The organism is Lacisediminimonas profundi (genome assembly GCF_008831265.1).
GTDB classification, from domain to species: domain Bacteria; phylum Pseudomonadota; class Gammaproteobacteria; order Burkholderiales; family Burkholderiaceae_D; genus Lacisediminimonas; species Lacisediminimonas profundi.
This window is the reverse complement of record NZ_VTTH01000001.1, coordinates 787521-804907: the sequence shown is the minus strand read 5'-3', so window position 1 is coordinate 804907 and position 17387 is coordinate 787521. Positions and strand designations below refer to the sequence as shown.

General features: G+C 62.3%; 18 protein-coding genes. 3 read left to right on the top strand and 15 right to left on the bottom strand.

Annotated features, from left to right (window positions below; genetic code table 11):
• Positions 1-21 precede the first annotated feature (21 nt).
• The 9 genes from bamC to FVE66_RS03595 form a co-directional block, all read right to left on the bottom strand.
• Entirely contained in the window at positions 22-1203 is a 1182-nt protein-coding gene (gene bamC, locus FVE66_RS03635; protein ID WP_151446003.1) for an outer membrane protein assembly factor BamC, read from the bottom strand.
• Between the two features lie 56 nt (positions 1204-1259).
• On the bottom strand, positions 1260-2138 hold the full coding sequence (gene dapA / locus FVE66_RS03630; protein ID WP_151446002.1) for a 4-hydroxy-tetrahydrodipicolinate synthase: 879 nt from the start codon (positions 2136-2138) through the stop codon (positions 1260-1262).
• Positions 2139-2207: 69 nt separating this feature from the next.
• Positions 2208-2819 (bottom strand): class I SAM-dependent methyltransferase, encoded by a 612-nt coding sequence (locus FVE66_RS03625; RefSeq protein WP_151446001.1) that lies wholly within the window; start codon positions 2817-2819, stop codon positions 2208-2210.
• The gene (locus FVE66_RS03620) at positions 2819-4021 is read right to left on the bottom strand and encodes a tryptophan--tRNA ligase (RefSeq protein ID WP_151446000.1); all 1203 of its coding nucleotides are present in this window, start codon (positions 4019-4021) and stop codon (positions 2819-2821) included. Before FVE66_RS03620 ends, FVE66_RS03625 begins: the two co-directional genes overlap by 1 nt.
• A 5-nt stretch (positions 4022-4026) precedes the next feature.
• A complete protein-coding gene (locus FVE66_RS03615; protein ID WP_151445999.1) occupies positions 4027-4683 on the bottom strand; it encodes a site-2 protease family protein in 657 nt (218 codons plus the stop codon).
• A gap of 42 nt (positions 4684-4725) precedes the next feature.
• On the bottom strand, positions 4726-5352 hold the full coding sequence (locus FVE66_RS03610; protein WP_151445998.1) for an L-threonylcarbamoyladenylate synthase: 627 nt from the start codon (positions 5350-5352) through the stop codon (positions 4726-4728).
• A 147-nt stretch (positions 5353-5499) separates the two neighbouring features.
• Positions 5500-6378: a protease HtpX gene (gene htpX / locus FVE66_RS03605; RefSeq protein ID WP_151445997.1), complete on the bottom strand. Its 879-nt coding sequence runs from the start codon at positions 6376-6378 to the stop codon at positions 5500-5502.
• Positions 6379-6608: 230 nt separating this feature from the next.
• The gene (locus tag FVE66_RS03600) at positions 6609-7445 is read right to left on the bottom strand and encodes a 3',5'-nucleoside bisphosphate phosphatase (RefSeq protein WP_151445996.1); all 837 of its coding nucleotides are present in this window, start codon (positions 7443-7445) and stop codon (positions 6609-6611) included.
• A gap of 100 nt (positions 7446-7545) precedes the next feature.
• Positions 7546-8427: an alpha/beta fold hydrolase gene (locus tag FVE66_RS03595; RefSeq protein ID WP_151445995.1), complete on the bottom strand. Its 882-nt coding sequence runs from the start codon at positions 8425-8427 to the stop codon at positions 7546-7548.
• A 178-nt stretch (positions 8428-8605) separates the two neighbouring features.
• On the opposite strand from FVE66_RS03595, the gene FVE66_RS03590 reads away from it, so the two are divergent.
• The gene (locus FVE66_RS03590) at positions 8606-10291 is read left to right on the top strand and encodes an acetate--CoA ligase (protein WP_151445994.1); all 1686 of its coding nucleotides are present in this window, start codon (positions 8606-8608) and stop codon (positions 10289-10291) included.
• Positions 10292-10333: 42 nt separating this feature from the next.
• Here the strand turns inward: FVE66_RS03590 and FVE66_RS03585 are convergent, their stop codons facing one another.
• Together FVE66_RS03585 and FVE66_RS03580 are read right to left on the bottom strand one after the other, a co-directional pair.
• The gene (locus tag FVE66_RS03585) at positions 10334-10582 is read right to left on the bottom strand and encodes a hypothetical protein (RefSeq protein WP_151445993.1); all 249 of its coding nucleotides are present in this window, start codon (positions 10580-10582) and stop codon (positions 10334-10336) included.
• A gap of 67 nt (positions 10583-10649) precedes the next feature.
• Positions 10650-11555, bottom strand: a complete 906-nt coding sequence (locus tag FVE66_RS03580; protein ID WP_151445992.1) for a ferritin-like domain-containing protein — start codon at positions 11553-11555, stop codon at positions 10650-10652.
• A 49-nt stretch (positions 11556-11604) separates the two neighbouring features.
• On the opposite strand from FVE66_RS03580, the gene FVE66_RS03575 reads away from it, so the two are divergent.
• A complete protein-coding gene (locus tag FVE66_RS03575) occupies positions 11605-12129 on the top strand; it encodes a gamma carbonic anhydrase family protein (RefSeq protein WP_151445991.1) in 525 nt (174 codons plus the stop codon).
• Positions 12129-13055, top strand: a complete 927-nt coding sequence (gene hslO, locus FVE66_RS03570; protein ID WP_151445990.1) for an Hsp33 family molecular chaperone HslO — start codon at positions 12129-12131, stop codon at positions 13053-13055. The genes FVE66_RS03575 and hslO overlap by 1 nt, the downstream gene beginning before the upstream one ends.
• A 114-nt stretch (positions 13056-13169) precedes the next feature.
• Here the strand turns inward: hslO and ftsB are convergent, their stop codons facing one another.
• Genes ftsB through FVE66_RS03550 form a run of 4 tightly spaced genes read right to left on the bottom strand, consistent with a single transcriptional unit; the run spans position 13170 to position 17359 of the window.
• Positions 13170-13460 carry a cell division protein FtsB gene (gene ftsB, locus FVE66_RS03565; RefSeq protein WP_151445989.1) on the bottom strand — a complete coding sequence of 97 codons (291 nt, stop codon included), beginning with the start codon at positions 13458-13460 and terminating at the stop codon, positions 13170-13172.
• 48 nt (positions 13461-13508) lie between these two features.
• Positions 13509-14792, bottom strand: a complete 1284-nt coding sequence (gene eno / locus FVE66_RS03560) for a phosphopyruvate hydratase (RefSeq protein WP_151445988.1) — start codon at positions 14790-14792, stop codon at positions 13509-13511.
• A 57-nt stretch (positions 14793-14849) separates the two neighbouring features.
• Positions 14850-15704, bottom strand: coding sequence for a 3-deoxy-8-phosphooctulonate synthase (gene kdsA / locus FVE66_RS03555; RefSeq protein ID WP_151445987.1), 855 nt, complete (start codon positions 15702-15704; stop codon positions 14850-14852).
• Complete coding sequence (locus FVE66_RS03550) at positions 15701-17359, bottom strand: CTP synthase (protein ID WP_151445986.1); 1659 nt, start codon at positions 17357-17359, stop codon at positions 15701-15703. The genes kdsA and FVE66_RS03550 overlap by 4 nt, the downstream gene beginning before the upstream one ends.
• Positions 17360-17387 lie beyond the last annotated feature (28 nt).

The following is a 17387-nucleotide window of genomic DNA, read 5'->3' as shown; positions in this document are numbered from 1 at the left end:
CTGGCCGCGCTGTGGCGCGGCTTATTTCAGTTGCTCGTTCAGCAGCGTCAGGATACGGTCGGCGGTCGCCGATGTCTCCGGCTGGCCGGCGTTGTTCAGCACCGATACCTGGCTGGCCTCGCCACTGCCCTTCACGAGAACACGGTAACGCTGGGCGGTCTTGGCCTTGTCGTCTTTCGAGCCGAACGTGAACATCCGCGTCAGCAAGCCCTTTTTCTCGGTCTTGTTGTTCGCATCTTCAGCCTGATCCACATAGCGGACGAAATAGATGCCCTGGTTGCGGTCGCGGTCCTCGACCGTGAAGCCGACCCGATCAAGCGCCAGGCCAACCCGCCGCCATGCGCGGTCGAAGCCTTCAGCTACCTGCACAGAGGCACTGCCGTTGGCACGGACGATCTTCGAGCGCGAAGCCTCGGGAGCGGCACGTGCGACTTCCTGCTTGGCCTTGACCTCGTCATTGCCCAGGCGCGCCATCAGCTTGCTGGTGAATTCGGCTTCCAGTTCGGGATCGGCAGGCTGCGGCGTCCACACCGTGCTGTCGCCGCCCACGCCGCCGGGCACTTCACGCGCGCCCCGGTGGCTGATGAACACTTCGGTCCAGCCATCCGCCCGACGTTCGAGCCGGGTGCGGAACTTGTCGCGTTCGCCAGTCGAATAGACCGAGTCGAATGCCCTGCCTATGGTGCGACGGATGATGTCTTGCGGAATCTTGGCGCGGTTCTCTGCCCAGTCGGTTTCCATGATGCCGGCATCTGGCTGCTCGATATTGATCAGGAAGCCGGCGTCCTGCCAGAAATCCTTCAGTTGCGGCCACAATTCTTCCGGCGTTTTCTTCACCACCAGCCAGCGCTGGTTGCCATCCCGCTCCACCCGCATGTCGGGCGCCGCCTTGGGCGCGACCGAAGTGACGGGCGCGGCGACCGTGCCGCGGTTCGCTGCCAGGCCGGATGCGGTTACCGTACCGCGCGCCGCATCCGGCAGCGCGTAGCGGCTGTCCTTCGCCATCTGGGTCAGGTCGGGCGGAACTTCCAGGTTCGCTGTCGGCCGCTTGCCGGCGCTCTTGTAGTCGATCTTTTCGCCTTCGAACAAGGTGCCGAACGAAGACTGGACCGATCCGCAACCGGCAAGGCCTAGCAGCATCAGGGTCGTTAGCGAGCAAAGGCCAGCGCGCGTAGCGGCGCTGGAGTTACGGCGATTAATCATATTGGTACCGGGAAAATTGCGAGGCTGGCCCCGTCGCTGATCGGCCATGTAGGTCGTTATTGTAATACACCGGATTCGCGCAATGCCGTACGGACAGTTTCATGCCAGGCATCGCCCAGCGGTGCCAGCGGCAGCCGCAGTCCGGGTCCCATCAAGCCCATCTCGTGCATCGCCCATTTCACCGGCACCGGGTTCGGTTCGACGAACAGTTTGTCATGCAGCGGAATCATGCGGTTGTTGATGGCGATCGCTTCCGCAGTGCGGCCGGCCATCGCCGCCGCGCACAGTTCGTGCATTGCCCGCGGCGCAACATTGGCGGTAACCGAGATGTTGCCTTTGGCGCCGCAGAACATCAGGGCCATTGCGCTCGGGTCGTCGCCCGAGTACACGGAAAACGATGCCGGCGCCAACCGCATCAGGTCGGTTCCGCGGCCCAGGTTGCCGGTTGCGTCCTTGACGCCGATGATTCCGGGCACCTGAGCCAGGCGCAACATGGTGTCGTTGCTCATGTCGGCAACAGTGCGGCCTGGAACGTTGTACAGGATCACCGGCAGGTCGACCGATTCCGCAATCTTGCGGAAATGGCGGTACATGCCTTCCTGGGTCGGCCGGTTGTAGTAGGGAACCACCTGCAGTGACGCATCAGCGCCGACTTCCAGCGCATGCCTGGTCAGCTCGATCGCTTCGGCAGTGGAGTTGCCGCCGGTTCCGGCAATCACGGGGACGCGCCTGGCAGTGTGCTGCACCGCCACCTTGATCAGTTCGCAGTGCTCCTCTACCGATACCGTCGGCGATTCGCCGGTGGTGCCGACGATGACGATGCCATCGGTGCCTTCGGCAACGTGCCAGTCAATCAACTTGCGCAGTCCTGGCAGGTCGAGACTGCCGTCCGCATGCATGGGGGTGACGATTGCGACAAGGCTTCCCTGGATCATGGTGTGATGTGTTGCTTGCGATAGAGTAAAACAGGATTGTAGCGGATAGCCGCAGCAATGCCCACGGGCTTAGAGTGACAAGCCGAGGTCGCTGCAGGGCTGGCCGCGCAGCAGGCAGATCCTTTGCACCATGGCCGGCTTCGGACTGGCGGTATAACCATCCTCGAAGGCGATCACGCGCAGGGCAGGCCCGGCGCCGGCCGCCAGTTGCAGCAGTTCGCCCGGCTGCAGCAGGAAGGCCGGGCTCGATGGCTTGCCATATCGCTCATTGCCCGCTGCGAACGTCTCGTAAATCAGTACCCCGCCCTCTGCCAGGCTGTCGAACAGCGCCGGGAACAGCGGACGGTACAGGTAATTGGTGACGACGATCCCGGAAAAGCGCCCGGCCTGCAGGGGCCAGCCCGGCTGGCGCTCCGCCCCCTCGGGCATTTCGAGGTCGATCTGCAGCGTGCTGATCCGGCTGTCGCTCCGCTCGTCGCCGGCCAACTGCGCCAGCGCCGCGGCATTGCGATCCACCGCAAGGACATCATGTCCCGCTGCGGCCAGCAGCCGGCTGTGGCGGCCGCCACCGCAGGCCAGGTCGAGCACGCCCCCGGCCGGGATCAGCGGCGCGAAACGAGCCACCCAGGCGGACGGCAGGTCGAGCGTGAGATGCGAGAGATGTGCGGCCGGGTCAGCCATCACTTGTAGTTCAGGCCCATCGCTTCACGCACATCGCGCATGGTCTCCTGCGCCAGCACGCGTGCCTTGTCGCAGCCATCGGCGACGATCGCACGCACCAGCGCGGGATTGTCCAGGTATTGCTGGGCACGCTCGCGCATCGGCTCCTGCTCACGCAGGATGCCCTCGATCACCGGTTGCTTGCATTCGATGCAGCCGATGCCGGCTGAACGGCAGCCCTTCTGCACCCATTCCCGGGTGCTGTCGTCCGAATACACCTCATGCAACTTCCAGACCGGGCAGCGGGCCGGTTCGCCCGGGTCGGTGCGGCGCACGCGGGCGGGATCGGTCGGCATGGTGCGGACTTTCTTCACGACCGCGTCTTTTTCCTCGCGCAGCGCGATGGTATTGCCATAACTCTTGGACATTTTGCCGCCGTCCAGCCCCGGCAGGCGCGAGGCCTCGGTCAGCAGCACGCGCGGCTCGACCAGGATCGACTTGTGGCCACCGGCCATATAGCCGAGCAATCGCTCGCGGTCGGCCGCCGACAGGCTCTGCGCCTGTTCCAGCAGCACCCTCGCCTGCTCCAGCGCCTCATGATGGCCCTGCTCCTGGTAGGCGGTGCGCAGCGCGGCATATTGCTTGCCGAGCTTGCCACCGAGCTTCTTGACAGCTTCCTGCGCTTTCTCTTCGAAGCCTTTTTCGCGACCGTAAATATGGTTGAAGCGGCGTGCCAGCTCGCGCGTCATTTCCACGTGCGGAATCTGGTCCTCGCCCACCGGCACCATGCTGGCGCGGTAGATCAGCACGTCGGCCGACATCAGCAATGGATAACCAAGGAATCCATAGGTGCCCAGGTCGCGGTCGGCCAGCTTTTCCTGCTGGTCCTTGTAGGTCGGGACCCGCTCCAGCCAGGAAAGCGGCGTGGTCATCGACAGCAGCAGGTGCAGTTCGGCGTGTTCGGGCACGCGCGACTGGATGAAGATGCTGCACTGTTTTGGATCCACGCCGGCAGCCAGCCAGTCGATCACCATGTCCCAGATGCTGACCTCGATCACGCTGGGATCGTCGTAGTGCGTGGTCAGCGCATGCCAGTCGGCGACAAAGAACAGGCAGGGATGCTCGGATTGCAGCTTCACCCAGTTCTTGAGGGCGCCGTGGAAATGGCCGAGGTGGAGCGCCCCCGTGGGGCGCATGCCGGAAACGACACGATCGGGATACATAGAATTCAGCGAAGTAGGAAAGTCAGCGGGGAGATCAGCAACAGCAACAAGGCATTGGCGACGGTCATGACCGGCACCATCCAGTAGCTGAGCACGTTGAGGAAGGCCAGTCCGAGCACGATGAAGAAGCCATACGGTTCAAGCTGGGCGAATTTCCATGCATAGCGGTTCGGCAGCAGGCTGGTCATGATGCGGCCGCCATCCAGCGGCGGCAGCGGAATCAGGTTGAAGGCGAAGATGACCAGATTGGTCTCGACGCCGGCACGCGCCATGCGCAGGAAAAAAGCGTCCGCATCGCCCCAAGCGCGCAACAGCACCAGCAACACCATCCAGCCCAGTCCCATGACCAGGTTGGCAAGCGGGCCGGCCAGCGCAACGAAAGCCATTTGCTTCTTTGGATTGCGCAGGCGGCTGAAATCAACCGGAACCGGCTTGGCGTAGCCGAACAGGAACGGGCTGCGCAACAGGAACAGCAACACCGGGATCACGATGGTGCCGAACAAATCCACATGTTTCAGCGGATTCAGGCTCATCCGTCCCTGCGCATAGGCGGTGTTGTCACCGAAATACCTGGCGGCATAGGCATGCGCCGCTTCATGCAGGGTGATGGCAAACAGGACCGGCAGGGAGTAGACCGCAAGGGTCTGGATAAGGGCATTCATAGGGGCGATTCTAACAGAGGGGCCCGGCGCCGCCGGGCCGGATCACGACAGGCCGAACAGCGCAGGATCGCCGCGGCCCTGGCGCACCAGTTCGGGCTGCTCGCCGGTGAGGTCGATCACCGTGCTCGGCACCGTGGTGCTGGGACCGGCTTCGATCACCAGGTCGATCAGTTTCTCCAGCCGTTCGCGGATTTCCTGGGCGTCGGTAAGGGGTTCCTCGTCGCCTGGCAGGATCAGCGTCGACCCCAACAGGGGCTGGCCAAGTTCCTCGATCAATGCGCTCGCCACGGCACTCTCCGGCACCCGCAGGCCGATGGTCTTGCGCGATGGATGGCTGAGACGGCGCGGCACTTCGCGCGTGGCCTCGAGGATAAAGGTATAGGGACCGGGCGTGGCCGACTTCAGCAGCCGGTACTGGCGGTTGTCGATGCGGGCGTACTGGGCGATCTCGCTCAGGTCGCGGCAGAGCAGCGTCAGGTGGTGCTTGTCATCGATGCCGCGGATGCGGCGCAGCCGCTCGACCGCGGCCTTGTCGTCCAGCTGGCAGACCAGGCCGTAGCAGGAATCGGTCGGCAGCGCGACAATGCCGCCGCTGCGGATCACCTGCGCCGCCTGCTTGATCAGCCGGGCCTGCGGGTTGTCGGGATGAATCTGGAAAAATTGGCTCATGAGAATGGAAAACGGCGGCCACGGGGCCGCCGGAAAATACATGCAGGCTGGAGCCGGACGGTTCCAGCGCTGCTTTTAGTGCTGATACTGAAGCTGATACTAAAGCTGATACTAAAGCTGATAGTAAAGCTGATAGTAAAGCTGATACTAGCGCTGAAACTCCCGCAATGCCGCGATCCTGTCCTCGATTGGCGGATGCGACGAAAACAATGCCATGATGCCCTGCTTGTCATTGATGCCCAGCGAAGCGAGACCCTGCGGCAGGCTGCTCGGCTCGATGCCGCCCAGCCGCGCCAGCGCCTTCATCATGGGCTGCGGCGTACCCATCAGCTGGGCTGCGCCGGCATCCGCGCGGAACTCGCGGTGACGCGAGAACCAGGCGACGATGACTGAAGCCGCGATGCCGAACACGATCTGGCAGACAATGACCGACACCGTGTAGCCGATGCCAGGACCACTGTTATTGTCGCCGCGCGACAGGGCGCGATCAACCGCATAACCGACGACACGCGACAGGAACACCACGAAGGTATTCACCACGCCCTGGATCAGGGTCATCGTCACCATGTCGCCGTTGGCGACGTGCGCCACCTCATGGCTCAACACTGCTTCAACTTCGTCGCGGGTCATGCTTTCCAGCAGGCCGGTGGAAACGGCAACCAGCGCCGAATTCTTGAAGGCGCCGGTCGCGAAAGCATTCGCCTCGCCCTCGTAGACGGCAACTTCGGGCATGGCGATGCCGGCCCGCTCTGCCAGCTTGCGCACGGTATCGACCAGCCACAGCTCGGTCGAGTTTGACGGTGCCTCGATCACGTGGGCGCCGGTCGACCACTTGGCCATCGGCTTGCTGATCAACAGCGAGAAGATCGAGCCGGTGAAGCCCACCACCAGGGAAAACACCATCAACATCGGCAGGTTCAGTCCGGAACTGGTGAGGAAGCGGTCGACGCCCAGTACGGACAGCACGACAGTCAACACCAGGACCACGGCGATATTCGTCGCAAGGAACAGGAAGATGCGTTTCATATTTCTCTTTTCTCTCCGCAATGTAAACGACGATGGATTTTAGTTGTTGCCGGCGAATCCGTGAAACAGGTAAAACGGCAGATCGTCTCAGCAAAATCCGGGCAGCCGGAAACGAGGTCTATATTGGGATGTCCGGATTGATTTCAATATCATCCGGCAAGGTCGTGACCGCCGCGTTACAAACGTAAAGGCAAGGACCTGGGCAAACACAAGGCTTGCAGCTACGTCCCTTACAACTGCCAATCGTGCCATACCGGCAGCAGATTATCAGGAAGTGGCGGCAAGGTGCCAAGTTCCACTCGTGACTCGCCGGGTCCGTGGAAGTCCGAGCCGCGCGAGGCCAGCAGTCCATAGCGGCGCGCCACCTGCGCATATTCGGCATATTGGTCGGGGGTATGACTGCCGGTCACGACCTCGATTCCAATGCCGCCCGCTTCCTTGAAGTCATCCAGCAGCGCCGAAAACGCCAGCGGATCGTATTTGTAACGCCCGGGATGTGCCAGCACAGGACTGCCGCCGGCGCCACGAATCCAGCCGATCGCTTCCGAAAGGCCGGCCCACCGATGCGGGACGTAGCCCGGCTTCCCCTGCACCAGGAAGCGGCGGAACACCTCGGAAGTGTCCGCGCACACGCCCTGCTCGATCAGGTGACGGGCAAAATGCGTGCGGGAAATCAGGTCCCGATTGCCGACAAATCTCGCCGCGCCTTCAAATGCATCCGGTATCCCCGCACGCGCCAGTTCGTCACCGATCAGGCGCGCACGCCGCTCGCGCCCGGAACGTGTCTGCGCCAGGCCTGCCAGCAATGTTTCATCGGTCTCGTCGATGTTCAGGCCAACGATATGCACCGTCTGGTTTGCATAGGTCACGGAAATCTCGACGCCGGCGACATACCGCATGCCCAGATCCGCCGCTGCCGCACGCGCCTGCGCCACGCCGGCCACTTCATCATGGTCAGTCAGGGCCCAGACATGCACGCCGTTGGCGTGCGCCCGTGCCGCCACTTCAGCAGGAGGCAACAGGCCGTCGGAAATGTTCGAGTGGCAATGAAGATCGATATTAAGCATTGGTGGGCGCGGATTTTTCTGGAAACTAGCTTGGATATGGGGACGCTACCCGGGGAAGAAAGGCTCGCCCTGGCAAAAAACGCCCGGCCCCTGCCCGGGCTCATGGCATGAGCAGGAAGTCTTCTATCATGGCGGCAAGTTCTTCCGGCTGATCATGATGCAGCATATGGCCTGCGTCATGGATCATCGCCGTGCGCACATCGGGAAAGTGGGCGATGCGGCGATCGACCTCTATCCGCGCCACGTCCTTCGGCCCCATCCATTTCCACGCCGTGGTGTCGTCGGCTTCCACCCACAGTACCGGCGCCGTGACGCGTTTCCAGCACGCCAGCACTTCGTCAACGCGGTACAGCAGCGGACCGCGCCCCTTGTGAACCGGATCGCCCAGCACCTTCCACTGGCCGTTCGAATCGGGCGCGGCCCAGTGCGCCGCCAGGAATGCGGCGCGCTCGTCCGACAGTCGCGGGTTGGTCTTTTGCAGGCGGGCCGCCACTTTTCCCTGGCTGTCATAAGCGCGCAGCGTGAGTGGTTGCTTCAGTTCATCCAGCCATTTTTCGATACGTCCGGGGGCCTGGTCCGGATCGACCGCAGCCATGCCGAAGCCTTCCAGGTTCACCAGGCGGCGGATCCGCTGCGGTCGCACGCCCGCATACTGGCAGACCACGTTGCCGCCCATGCTGTGCCCGACCAGGTTGACCGGCTCCTCGGGCGAGCAGTGGCGCAGGATCGCATCGAGGTCGCCCATGTAATCCGCGAACCAGTAGGTATCGGTGCCGGGTGCTTCGGTCAGCCCGAAACCGCGCCAGTCCGGCGCAATCACGTGCCATTCCTTCTGCAGGCAATCGACCACGAACTGGAACGATGCCGAGACATCCATCCAGCCATGCATCATGAACAGCTTGGGGGCGCCGGGCTCGCCCCAGTGACGCAAGTGGTAACGCAGGCCGCGTACCGTGATAAATTCTGAACGAGATGGCTTCATGTACCGAATAGAGAAGAACGAAGGACAGGCAGCGGGCGACGACTGATACGTCGGACAGGTCTGATACGTCGGATGCATCGGATATGTCGGATGCATCGGATACGTCGGATACGTCAACTGAACAAGCGAATCGTCCAGCTAATCGAACGATCGTGCGAATAATTATACTGGAGACCACATGCAAGCAAGGCGCGCCCCCGCCGATCAATACGAACAGCTCTATCGCGAATTCCGCTGGCACGTGCCGGCCGACTTCAATATTGCCCGGGCCTGTTGCGGCCGCTGGGCAAGCGAGCCGGAGCGCATCGCCATCCATTACGAATCAGAGGACGGCGACCAGGCAGTCCTGAGCTTTGGCCAACTTCAGGAGCAAGCTAACCGGCTTTCCAATGTCTTGCGAAAGCACGGCGTCGGGCGCGGCGATCGGGTCGCCATCGTGCTGCCGCAGCGTCCGGAAACAGCGGTCGCGCATATCGCCTGCCATCAACTGGGCGCGGTCGCGATGCCCTTGTCGGTGCTGTTCGGGCCGGACGCACTGGAATACCGCTTGCAGGACAGCGAAGCAAAGCTGGCGCTGGTGGACAGCGCCGGCTATGCCAATCTTGCCGGTATCCGCAGCAACTGTCCGGACCTGAAGACAGTAATTGGACTCGACTGCGCACTCGACGCCGGTACGGAGGAGATGCTCGACTGGCAGCGCGAAATGCAGGGCGCGCGTCCACGGTTCGAGCCGGTCGACACCCTCAGCGGCGATGCCGCGATACTGATCTACACCAGCGGCACCACCGGACCGCCGAAAGGCGCGCTGATACCGCAGTCGGCGCTGATCGGCAACCTGACCGGCTTCGTCGCCTCGCAGAACTGGTTTCCGCAAGAAGGCGACGTGCTCTGGTCGCCTGCCGACTGGGCCTGGACCGGCGGCCTGATGAATGCGCTGCTGCCTGCCCTCTATTTCGGCCGGCCAATCGTCGGCTACCGCGGCCGCTTCTCCGCCGACACGGCTTTCAGGCTGTTGGAGAAATACGGCGTCACCAATACCTTCCTGTTCCCGACAGCGCTCAAGATGATGATGAAGGCGTATCCGGAACCGCGAAGGCAGTTCGACCTGAAGCTGCGCGCCGTCATGAGCGCCGGCGAAGCGGTGGGCGAGACGGTGTTTCGCTGGGGCGAGTCGGCGCTGGGCATTACGATCAACGAAATGTTCGGCCAGACCGAGATGAACTACATCGTCGGCAACAGTGCCGCGCGATGGCCGGCGCGCGCCGGCAGCATGGGACGCGCCTATCCGGGACACCGGGTAGCGGTGATCGACGATGACGGCGCGCTGGCGCGGGCCGGCCAGACCGGTGAAGTGGCGGTGCACCGGTTTGACATCCACGGCGATCCCGACCCGGTGTTCTTCCTCGGCTACTGGAAAAATCCGGACGCAACCCGACAGAAATACACGGGCGACTGGTGCCGCACCGGCGACCTCGCATCGATGGATGAAGATGGATACCTGTGGTACCAGGGCCGCGCCGACGACATGTTCAAGGCGGCGGGCTATCGCATCGGTCCGTCGGAGATCGAGAACTGCCTGGTACAGCATCCAAGCGTGATCAACGCAGCCGTCGTGCCCAAGCCCGACAGCGAGCGCGGCAACCTGGTGAAGGCGTTCGTGGTGTTGACGCCGGATACCTTGCGCGGCCCGCAGGCTGATCGCGAGCTCACCAGGCAATTGCAGGAGCACGTGCGCGGCAAGCTGGCGCCTTACGAGTATCCGAAGGAGATCGAGTTCCTGGATGAGCTGCCGATGACGACCACCGGCAAGGTCCAGCGGCGGGTATTGCGGGAGATGGAGAAAGCGCGGGCGGGATTGGGCTAGGCGTGTTGGATTTTTTCGGGGGGCGATGCCCCCCGAAAAACATTACTTCTTGTCGGCTTCCTGCTGAGCCTCTTTAGCCTTGTTCTGGATCGCCTCGCCCGCCTTCTCCAGCGCCTTACCGGCGTTCTCGCCCATCTTGTTCAGCTCGACCGCGCCTTGGGTGGCCGCCTGGTCAAGCTTGCGTCCCAGTTGCTCTGCGGGACCCGGTGGTGGTTCTTCTTTCTTCTGGCAAGCGGCCAGGGAAAAGGCGGCAATGCCGACACAAACAAACATCCTGAACATTCTCGTCATCTGATGCCTTCCGTCAAGTAAATGGTCCATGCATTCTAAACACAAAAATCCCGTGCCCGGGTTTGGTCTAGGCTTCGCGCGCAGGTTTCATTGATGCCTGTTGTTGCAGCGCATACAGTTCGGCGTCCGTGAAACCCGCCGCGCGGCGGGCGGCGAGGTTGAAAGGTCCACGCGGATGCGGCGCGCGATGCTGTTGCGCCAGCTCCCGATAGGTTTGCAGCGGGTCCAGTTGCGCCCGCTCGCACAGCCAGCCGTACCAGCGGTTGCCAATGGCGACATGTCCGATCTCGTCACGCAGGATGATGTCGAGGATCGCCGCCGCCACATGATCCCCCGCTTGCGCCAGCTTGGCCCGCACCGCAGGCGAAGCGTCCAGTCCGCGTGCTTCCAGCGTGCGCGGCACCAGCGCCATGCGCGCCAGGACATCCCCGGCAGTCTTTTCCGCCATGTCCCACAGGCTATCGTGCGCTGGAAAATCGCCGTACGCACAAGCCCTGGACTGAAGGTTCTCCTCGAGCAGCGTGAAGTGCAGCGCCTCTTCGTCGGCCACCTGCAACCAGTCGGAATAATAGGCATCGGGCATGCCGGCAAAACGCCAGATTGCATCCAGCGCCAGGTTCACGGCATTGAACTCGATATGGGCAAGGGCATGGATCAACACGGCCCTGCCCTGCTCATCGCGCATCGAGCGCTGCCCCACTTGCCGCGGCGGCACCAGCAGTGGTTTGGCCGGACGACCCGGCAAGGGCCGGGATGCAAGCAAGCTTGCGCCGCTGTCGAGCACCATGCCGCCCTGCTTCCAGTCGAGCGCAAGGCGGCGCACGCCGTCGATCTTGCGCCGGACATCGTCTTCGCAAAGCAGCGCCAACGCCGCTGCCCGCAGTTCGCTGCGCAGGTCGTTACGCGGTTCATTGCGCGGTTCAGCGCGCGGTTCACCGGCCTCAGGCCGGTCCCCGATTGAAAGTTGGTTCATGCTCACGGCGGTAGAATGTCGCAATTCCGCAAACTTTCGATTCTATTACATGGCCATCTTCCAACTGGGACAACTGGTCCCCGACGTCCATCCCACGGCCTACGTCGCCGATTCCGCCACCGTCATCGGCCAGGCCCGCCTGGCCGCGTATTGCAGCGTGTGGTTCGGCGCCATCGTTCGCAGTGACAGCGATGTCATCTCGATCGGCGAGAACAGCAACGTGCAGGACGGCGCAGTGCTGCACGCCGACCCGGGCTTCCCGCTGACGCTGGAAAAGAATGTCACGGTCGGCCACCAGGCCATGCTGCATGGGTGCACGGTGGGCGAAGGCTCGCTGATCGGCATACAGGCGGTGATCCTGAACGGCGCCAGGATCGGCAAGAATTCCCTGGTCGGCGCCGGCGCGCTGGTGACCGAGGGCAAGGAATTTCCAGACAATTCGCTGATCATAGGCTCACCTGCCAAGGCAGTACGAACCCTGTCAGAGTCCGACATCAAGAACATGCACCACGCTTTTGAAAGCTATGTCGAACGCGGCCAGTTCTACCAGGCAAACCTGAAGCGCATCGGATAATGGCTGACACCCTGCAAAAATTCATGTTCGAGGACTGCGCCGTGCGCGGCGAACTGGTCGAGCTCTCCGAAACCTGGCTCCAGGTGCAATCCCTGCGGCAGTATCCGAAGGCGATCCGCTCGCTGCTAGGCGAGATGATGTCGGCGGCGGCGCTGCTGTCGGCCAACCTGAAGTTCGACGGTTCCATCGTCATGCAGATACATGGCGACGGGCCGGTCACGCTGCTGGTGGTGGAGTGCGATTCCGCGCTGCAAATGCGGGCAACCGCCAAGTACGCGCCCGATGCCGCGATACCGGATGACGCGGGCCTGCGCACATTGGTGAACCAGCATGGCCACGGCCGCTTTGCGATCACACTCGATCCGCGTGAAAAGCTGCCGGGGCAACAGGCCTACCAAGGCATCGTCTCGCTGGACGGCGATTCGGTGGCGACCGTCATCGAGAATTACATGCTGCGCTCGGAGCAACTGGATACGAAATTGTGGCTGGCTGCGGACGACAAGGTTTCGCGCGGCTTGCTGCTGCAGAAGCTGCCGGGCGAAGGCGGCAGCGGCAAGGGCGGCGATGCCGATCTCGATGAATGGAACCACGTCGTGACACTGGCGTCGACCCTGCGCAATGAGGAGATGTTGCAAGTCGATATCAAGACGCTGATGCATCGGCTGTTCTGGGAAGAAACGGTGCGCGTATTCGATCCGCAGCATCCGAGCTTTCGCTGCAGTTGCAGCCGTGAACGGGTCGGCAACATGCTGAAGATGCTGGGGCGCGAGGAGATAGATTCCGCGCTGGCAGATCTGGACAGCCTGGCGATCGACTGCGATTTCTGCGGCCAGCACTACCAGTTCGATGCGGTGGATTGCGCGCAACTGTTCGCGACGGATCTGATGGTGGATGCGATTCGCCAGCCGGGCGATCTGAAACAGTAGGCGGCCAGTCCCCGGCCCGGTTAAAGGTCCGTTCGAAAAAAAAGGGTGACGCTTTCACGTCACCCTTCTTTCTTTCCATGCTGGTCTTGTCCAACCCGGTTACTGCTAATTCGTTCAATTACTCTTCTTGGCCGGGGACTCCAGTATCTGGACGAAGATTTCGTTATCCCGGATCATTCCCAGTTCATACCGCGCCCGTTCCTCGACCGCACCGGTGCCGTCCCGCAAATCCTGCACTTCAGATGCGAGCTTGGCATTGCGTGCTTTCAGGTCGTCGGTCTTTTTCTGTGCCGAAGTAACCTGCTGGTCCAGGTCCCAGACCTTCAGCCAGCCGCCCTTGCCCAGCCACAGCGGGAACTGGATCAGCAGCAGCAAGCCGGTCAGGACGATCAGGATCAGGCGCATGGGAAAATCCGCGATGCGGGCGAGACGAAAACGTTCGCCCGCATCGGATTACTTCAGGTTGTAGAACGCATCGCGACCGGGATAGGACGCAATGTCGCCCAGGTCTTCTTCGATGCGCAACAACTGGTTGTACTTCGCCATCCGGTCCGAGCGCGACATGGAGCCGGTCTTGATCTGCAGCGCGTTGGTGCCGACCGCGATATCCGCGATGGTGGAATCCTCGGTCTCGCCGGAACGATGCGAGATCACCGCGGTATAGCCGGCGCGCTTGGCCATTTCAATCGCGGCGAAGGTCTCGGTCAGCGTGCCGATCTGGTTGATCTTGATCAGGATCGAGTTGGCAATGTTCTTCTGGATGCCTTCTTTCAGGATCTTAGTGTTGGTAACGAACAGGTCGTCGCCCACCAGCTGCACGCGCTTGCCCAGGGCTTGCGTCAGGTGCGCCCAGCCGTCCCAGTCATTTTCAGCCATGCCGTCTTCGATCGAGATGATCGGATACTTGTCGCACCAGGTGCCGAGCAGGTTGGTGAAATCGGCCGAGGAGAGGCTAAGCCCTTCGCCGCTCAACTGGTACTTGCCGTCCTTGTAGAATTCGCTGGCGGCACAGTCCAGGCCGAGCGCGATCTGCGTGCCCGGCTCGTAGCCGGCCTGCTCGATCGCCTGCAAGATCAGCTTGATCGCGGCCTCGTGATTGGAAACCGAAGGGGCGAATCCACCCTCGTCGCCAACCGCAGTGGTCAGGCCCTGGCCGTGCAGGATCTTCTTCAGTGCGTGGAACACTTCGGCCCCATAGCGGATCGCTTCGCGGAAGCTCGGCGCGCCGACCGGAATGATCATGAATTCCTGCAGGTCCAGATTGTTGTCGGCATGCGCGCCGCCGTTGATCACGTTCATCATCGGCACCGGCATCTGCATCGCAGCCGATCCGCCGAAGTAGCGGTACAAGGGCAAGCCGGATTCTTCGGCCGCAGCCTTGGCCACCGCCATCGACACTGCCAGCGTCGCGTTCGCACCCAGCCGGGCCTTGTTGTCGGTGCCGTCGAGATCGATCATGGTGCGGTCGAGGAACGCCTGCTCATTGGCGTCCAGCCCCATGATGGCTTCCGAAATCTCGGTGTTGATGTTCTCGCAGGCTTTCAGCACGCCCTTGCCGAGATAACGGCTGCTGTCGCCGTCGCGCAGTTCGATCGCTTCGCGCGAGCCGGTCGACGCGCCTGACGGCACGGCCGCACGGCCCATCACGCCGGACTCGAGCAGTACGTCGCACTCGACGGTGGGGTTGCCGCGCGAGTCAATGATCTCGCGGCCGATGATATCTACAATTGCGCTCATTGGATTAGCTCCCGATAGTGAATTGGTTTTGCTTTTTTTGGACCGGCACCTGGCCGGTCAGGAGAAAGTGTTTTCGAGGAAGCCGTTCTTCTTGACCACGCGGTCGATCTCTACCAGCGTGGACAGCAGCTCCTTCATGCGAGCCAGCGGGACCGCATTCGGCCCGTCAGATTTCGCCTGTGCCGGATCCGGATGGGTTTCCATGAACAGCCCGGCAATGCCAACCGCGACAGCGGCACGCGACAGCACCGGCACGAACTCGCGCTGGCCGCCCGACGTGCTGCCCTGCCCGCCCGGCAACTGCACCGAGTGGGTGGCGTCAAACACGACCGGGCATCCGGTCTCGCGCATGATCGCCAGCGAGCGCATGTCGGAAACCAGGTTGTTGTAGCCGAACGAGGCGCCGCGTTCGCAAGCCATGAAATTGTCGGGATCGAGGCCGGCTTCTGCTGCTGCCTCGCGCGCCTTGGCGATCACGTTGACCATGTCGTGCGGCGCCAGGAACTGGCCCTTCTTGATATTGACCGGCTTGCCGGACTGGGCGCAGGCGCGGATGAAATCGGTCTGGCGGCACAGGAATGCCGGCGTCTGCAGCACGTCGACCACCGCAGCGACCGGCTTGACCTCGTCTGCTTCATGGACGTCAGTCAGCACCGGCACGCCGATTTTCGCGCGCACATCTGCCAGGATTTCCAGGCCTTTTTCCATGCCCAGCCCGCGGAACGACGAGCCCGACGAACGGTTGGCCTTGTCGAATGACGACTTGTAGATGAAGGGAATGCCGAGCTCGGACGTGATTTCCTTCAGGGCGCCGGCCGTATCGAGCGCCATCTGGTGCGATTCGATCACGCAGGGCCCGGCAATCAGGAAGAAAGGCTGGTCCAGGCCAACCTCGAAACCGCAGAGTTTCATGCTGCAATCCTCGCGCCCGCCGCCTGCTTGCGTGCCAGCGCTGCCTTGATGAAGGAGATGAACAAGGGGTGGCCCTCGCGCGGTGTGGATTTGAATTCAGGATGGAACTGGACGCCGACATACCAAGGATGAGCCTGCTCGCCGCTGCGCGGCAGTTCCATGATCTCGCACAAGGACTCGGTCGGCGTGCGGGCCGAAACCACCATGCCGGCCGCTTCGACGCGTGGCAGGTAGTGGTTGTTGGCCTCATAACGGTGCCGGTGACGCTCGGTCACGGTGGCGCCGTAGATTTCCGCAGCCAGGGTCCCTGGCTTGACGGCGCAAGTCTGCGCGCCCAGCCGCATGGTGCCGCCAAGGTCGGAATTTTCGTCGCGCCGCTCGACATGGCCGTCATGGTTCTGCCATTCGGTAATCAGGGCGACGACCGGATTCGGCGTATCGGGATCGAATTCGGTCGAGTTTGCATTTTCCAAGCCTGCCATGTTGCGCGCGGCTTCGATCAGTGCGACCTGCATGCCCAGGCAGATGCCCAGGTAAGGGATCTTGTGCTCGCGCGAATAACGGGCCGCGGCGATCTTGCCTTCCACGCCGCGCTTGCCGAAACCGCCCGGCACCAGCACCGCGTCGTATTTCGACAATATCTCGATGCCATTGCCTTCGATTTCCTCGGAATCAAGGTATTCGATGTTGACCCGGCTCTCGGTGTGAATGCCGGCGTGGCGCAGCGCTTCGGTCAGCGATTTGTACGACTCGGTCAGGTCGACATACTTGCCGACCATGCCGATCGTTACTTCATTCTTCGGGTGTTCGAGCGAATGGATCAGGCGCGTCCACATGCTCAGGTCGGCCGGCTGCGGCGACAGGGCAAGCCTTTCGCAAATGATCGCGTCCAGGCCCTGGTCGTGCAGCATCTGGGGAATGCGGTAGATGGTGTCCACGTCCCATACCGAAATCACGGCATTTTCCTGCACGTTCGAGAACAAGGAAATCTTGGCGCGCTCGTCATCCGGGATCGGACGGTCGGCGCGGCACAGCAGCGCGTCGGGCGAGATGCCGATCTCGCGCAACTTCTGCACGCTGTGCTGGGTCGGCTTGGTCTTGAGCTCGCCGGCTGACGGCAGGTAGGGCACCAGGGTCAGGTGCACGAACGCCGCCGCATTGCGTCCGGCGCGCAGGCTCAGCTGGCGCGCCGCTTCAAGGAAAGGCAGCGATTCGATATCGCCGACAGTGCCGCCGATCTCCACGATCGCGACCTCGAAACCTTCAGCGCCGCGATGGATGAATTCCTGGATCTCGTTGGTGATGTGCGGAATCACCTGCACGGTCTTGCCGAGATACTCGCCCCGGCGCTCCTTGCGGATCACCGATTCGTAGATCTGGCCGGTGGTGAAATTATTCACCTTCTTCATCTTGGCGGTGATGAAGCGCTCATAGTGCCCGAGATCGAGGTCGGTCTCTGCGCCATCGTCGGTCACGAACACTTCCCCATGCTGGAACGGGCTCATCGTGCCGGGGTCGACATTGATGTAGGGATCGAGTTTGAGAAGAGTGACTTTGAGGCCGCGCGATTCGAGAATCGCAGCGAGAGAGGCGGCGGCAATCCCCTTGCCGAGGGAGGAGACCACACCGCCTGTGACGAATACAAACTTGGTCATTGCGTATGGTGCCGTAAGGCACGTGCGG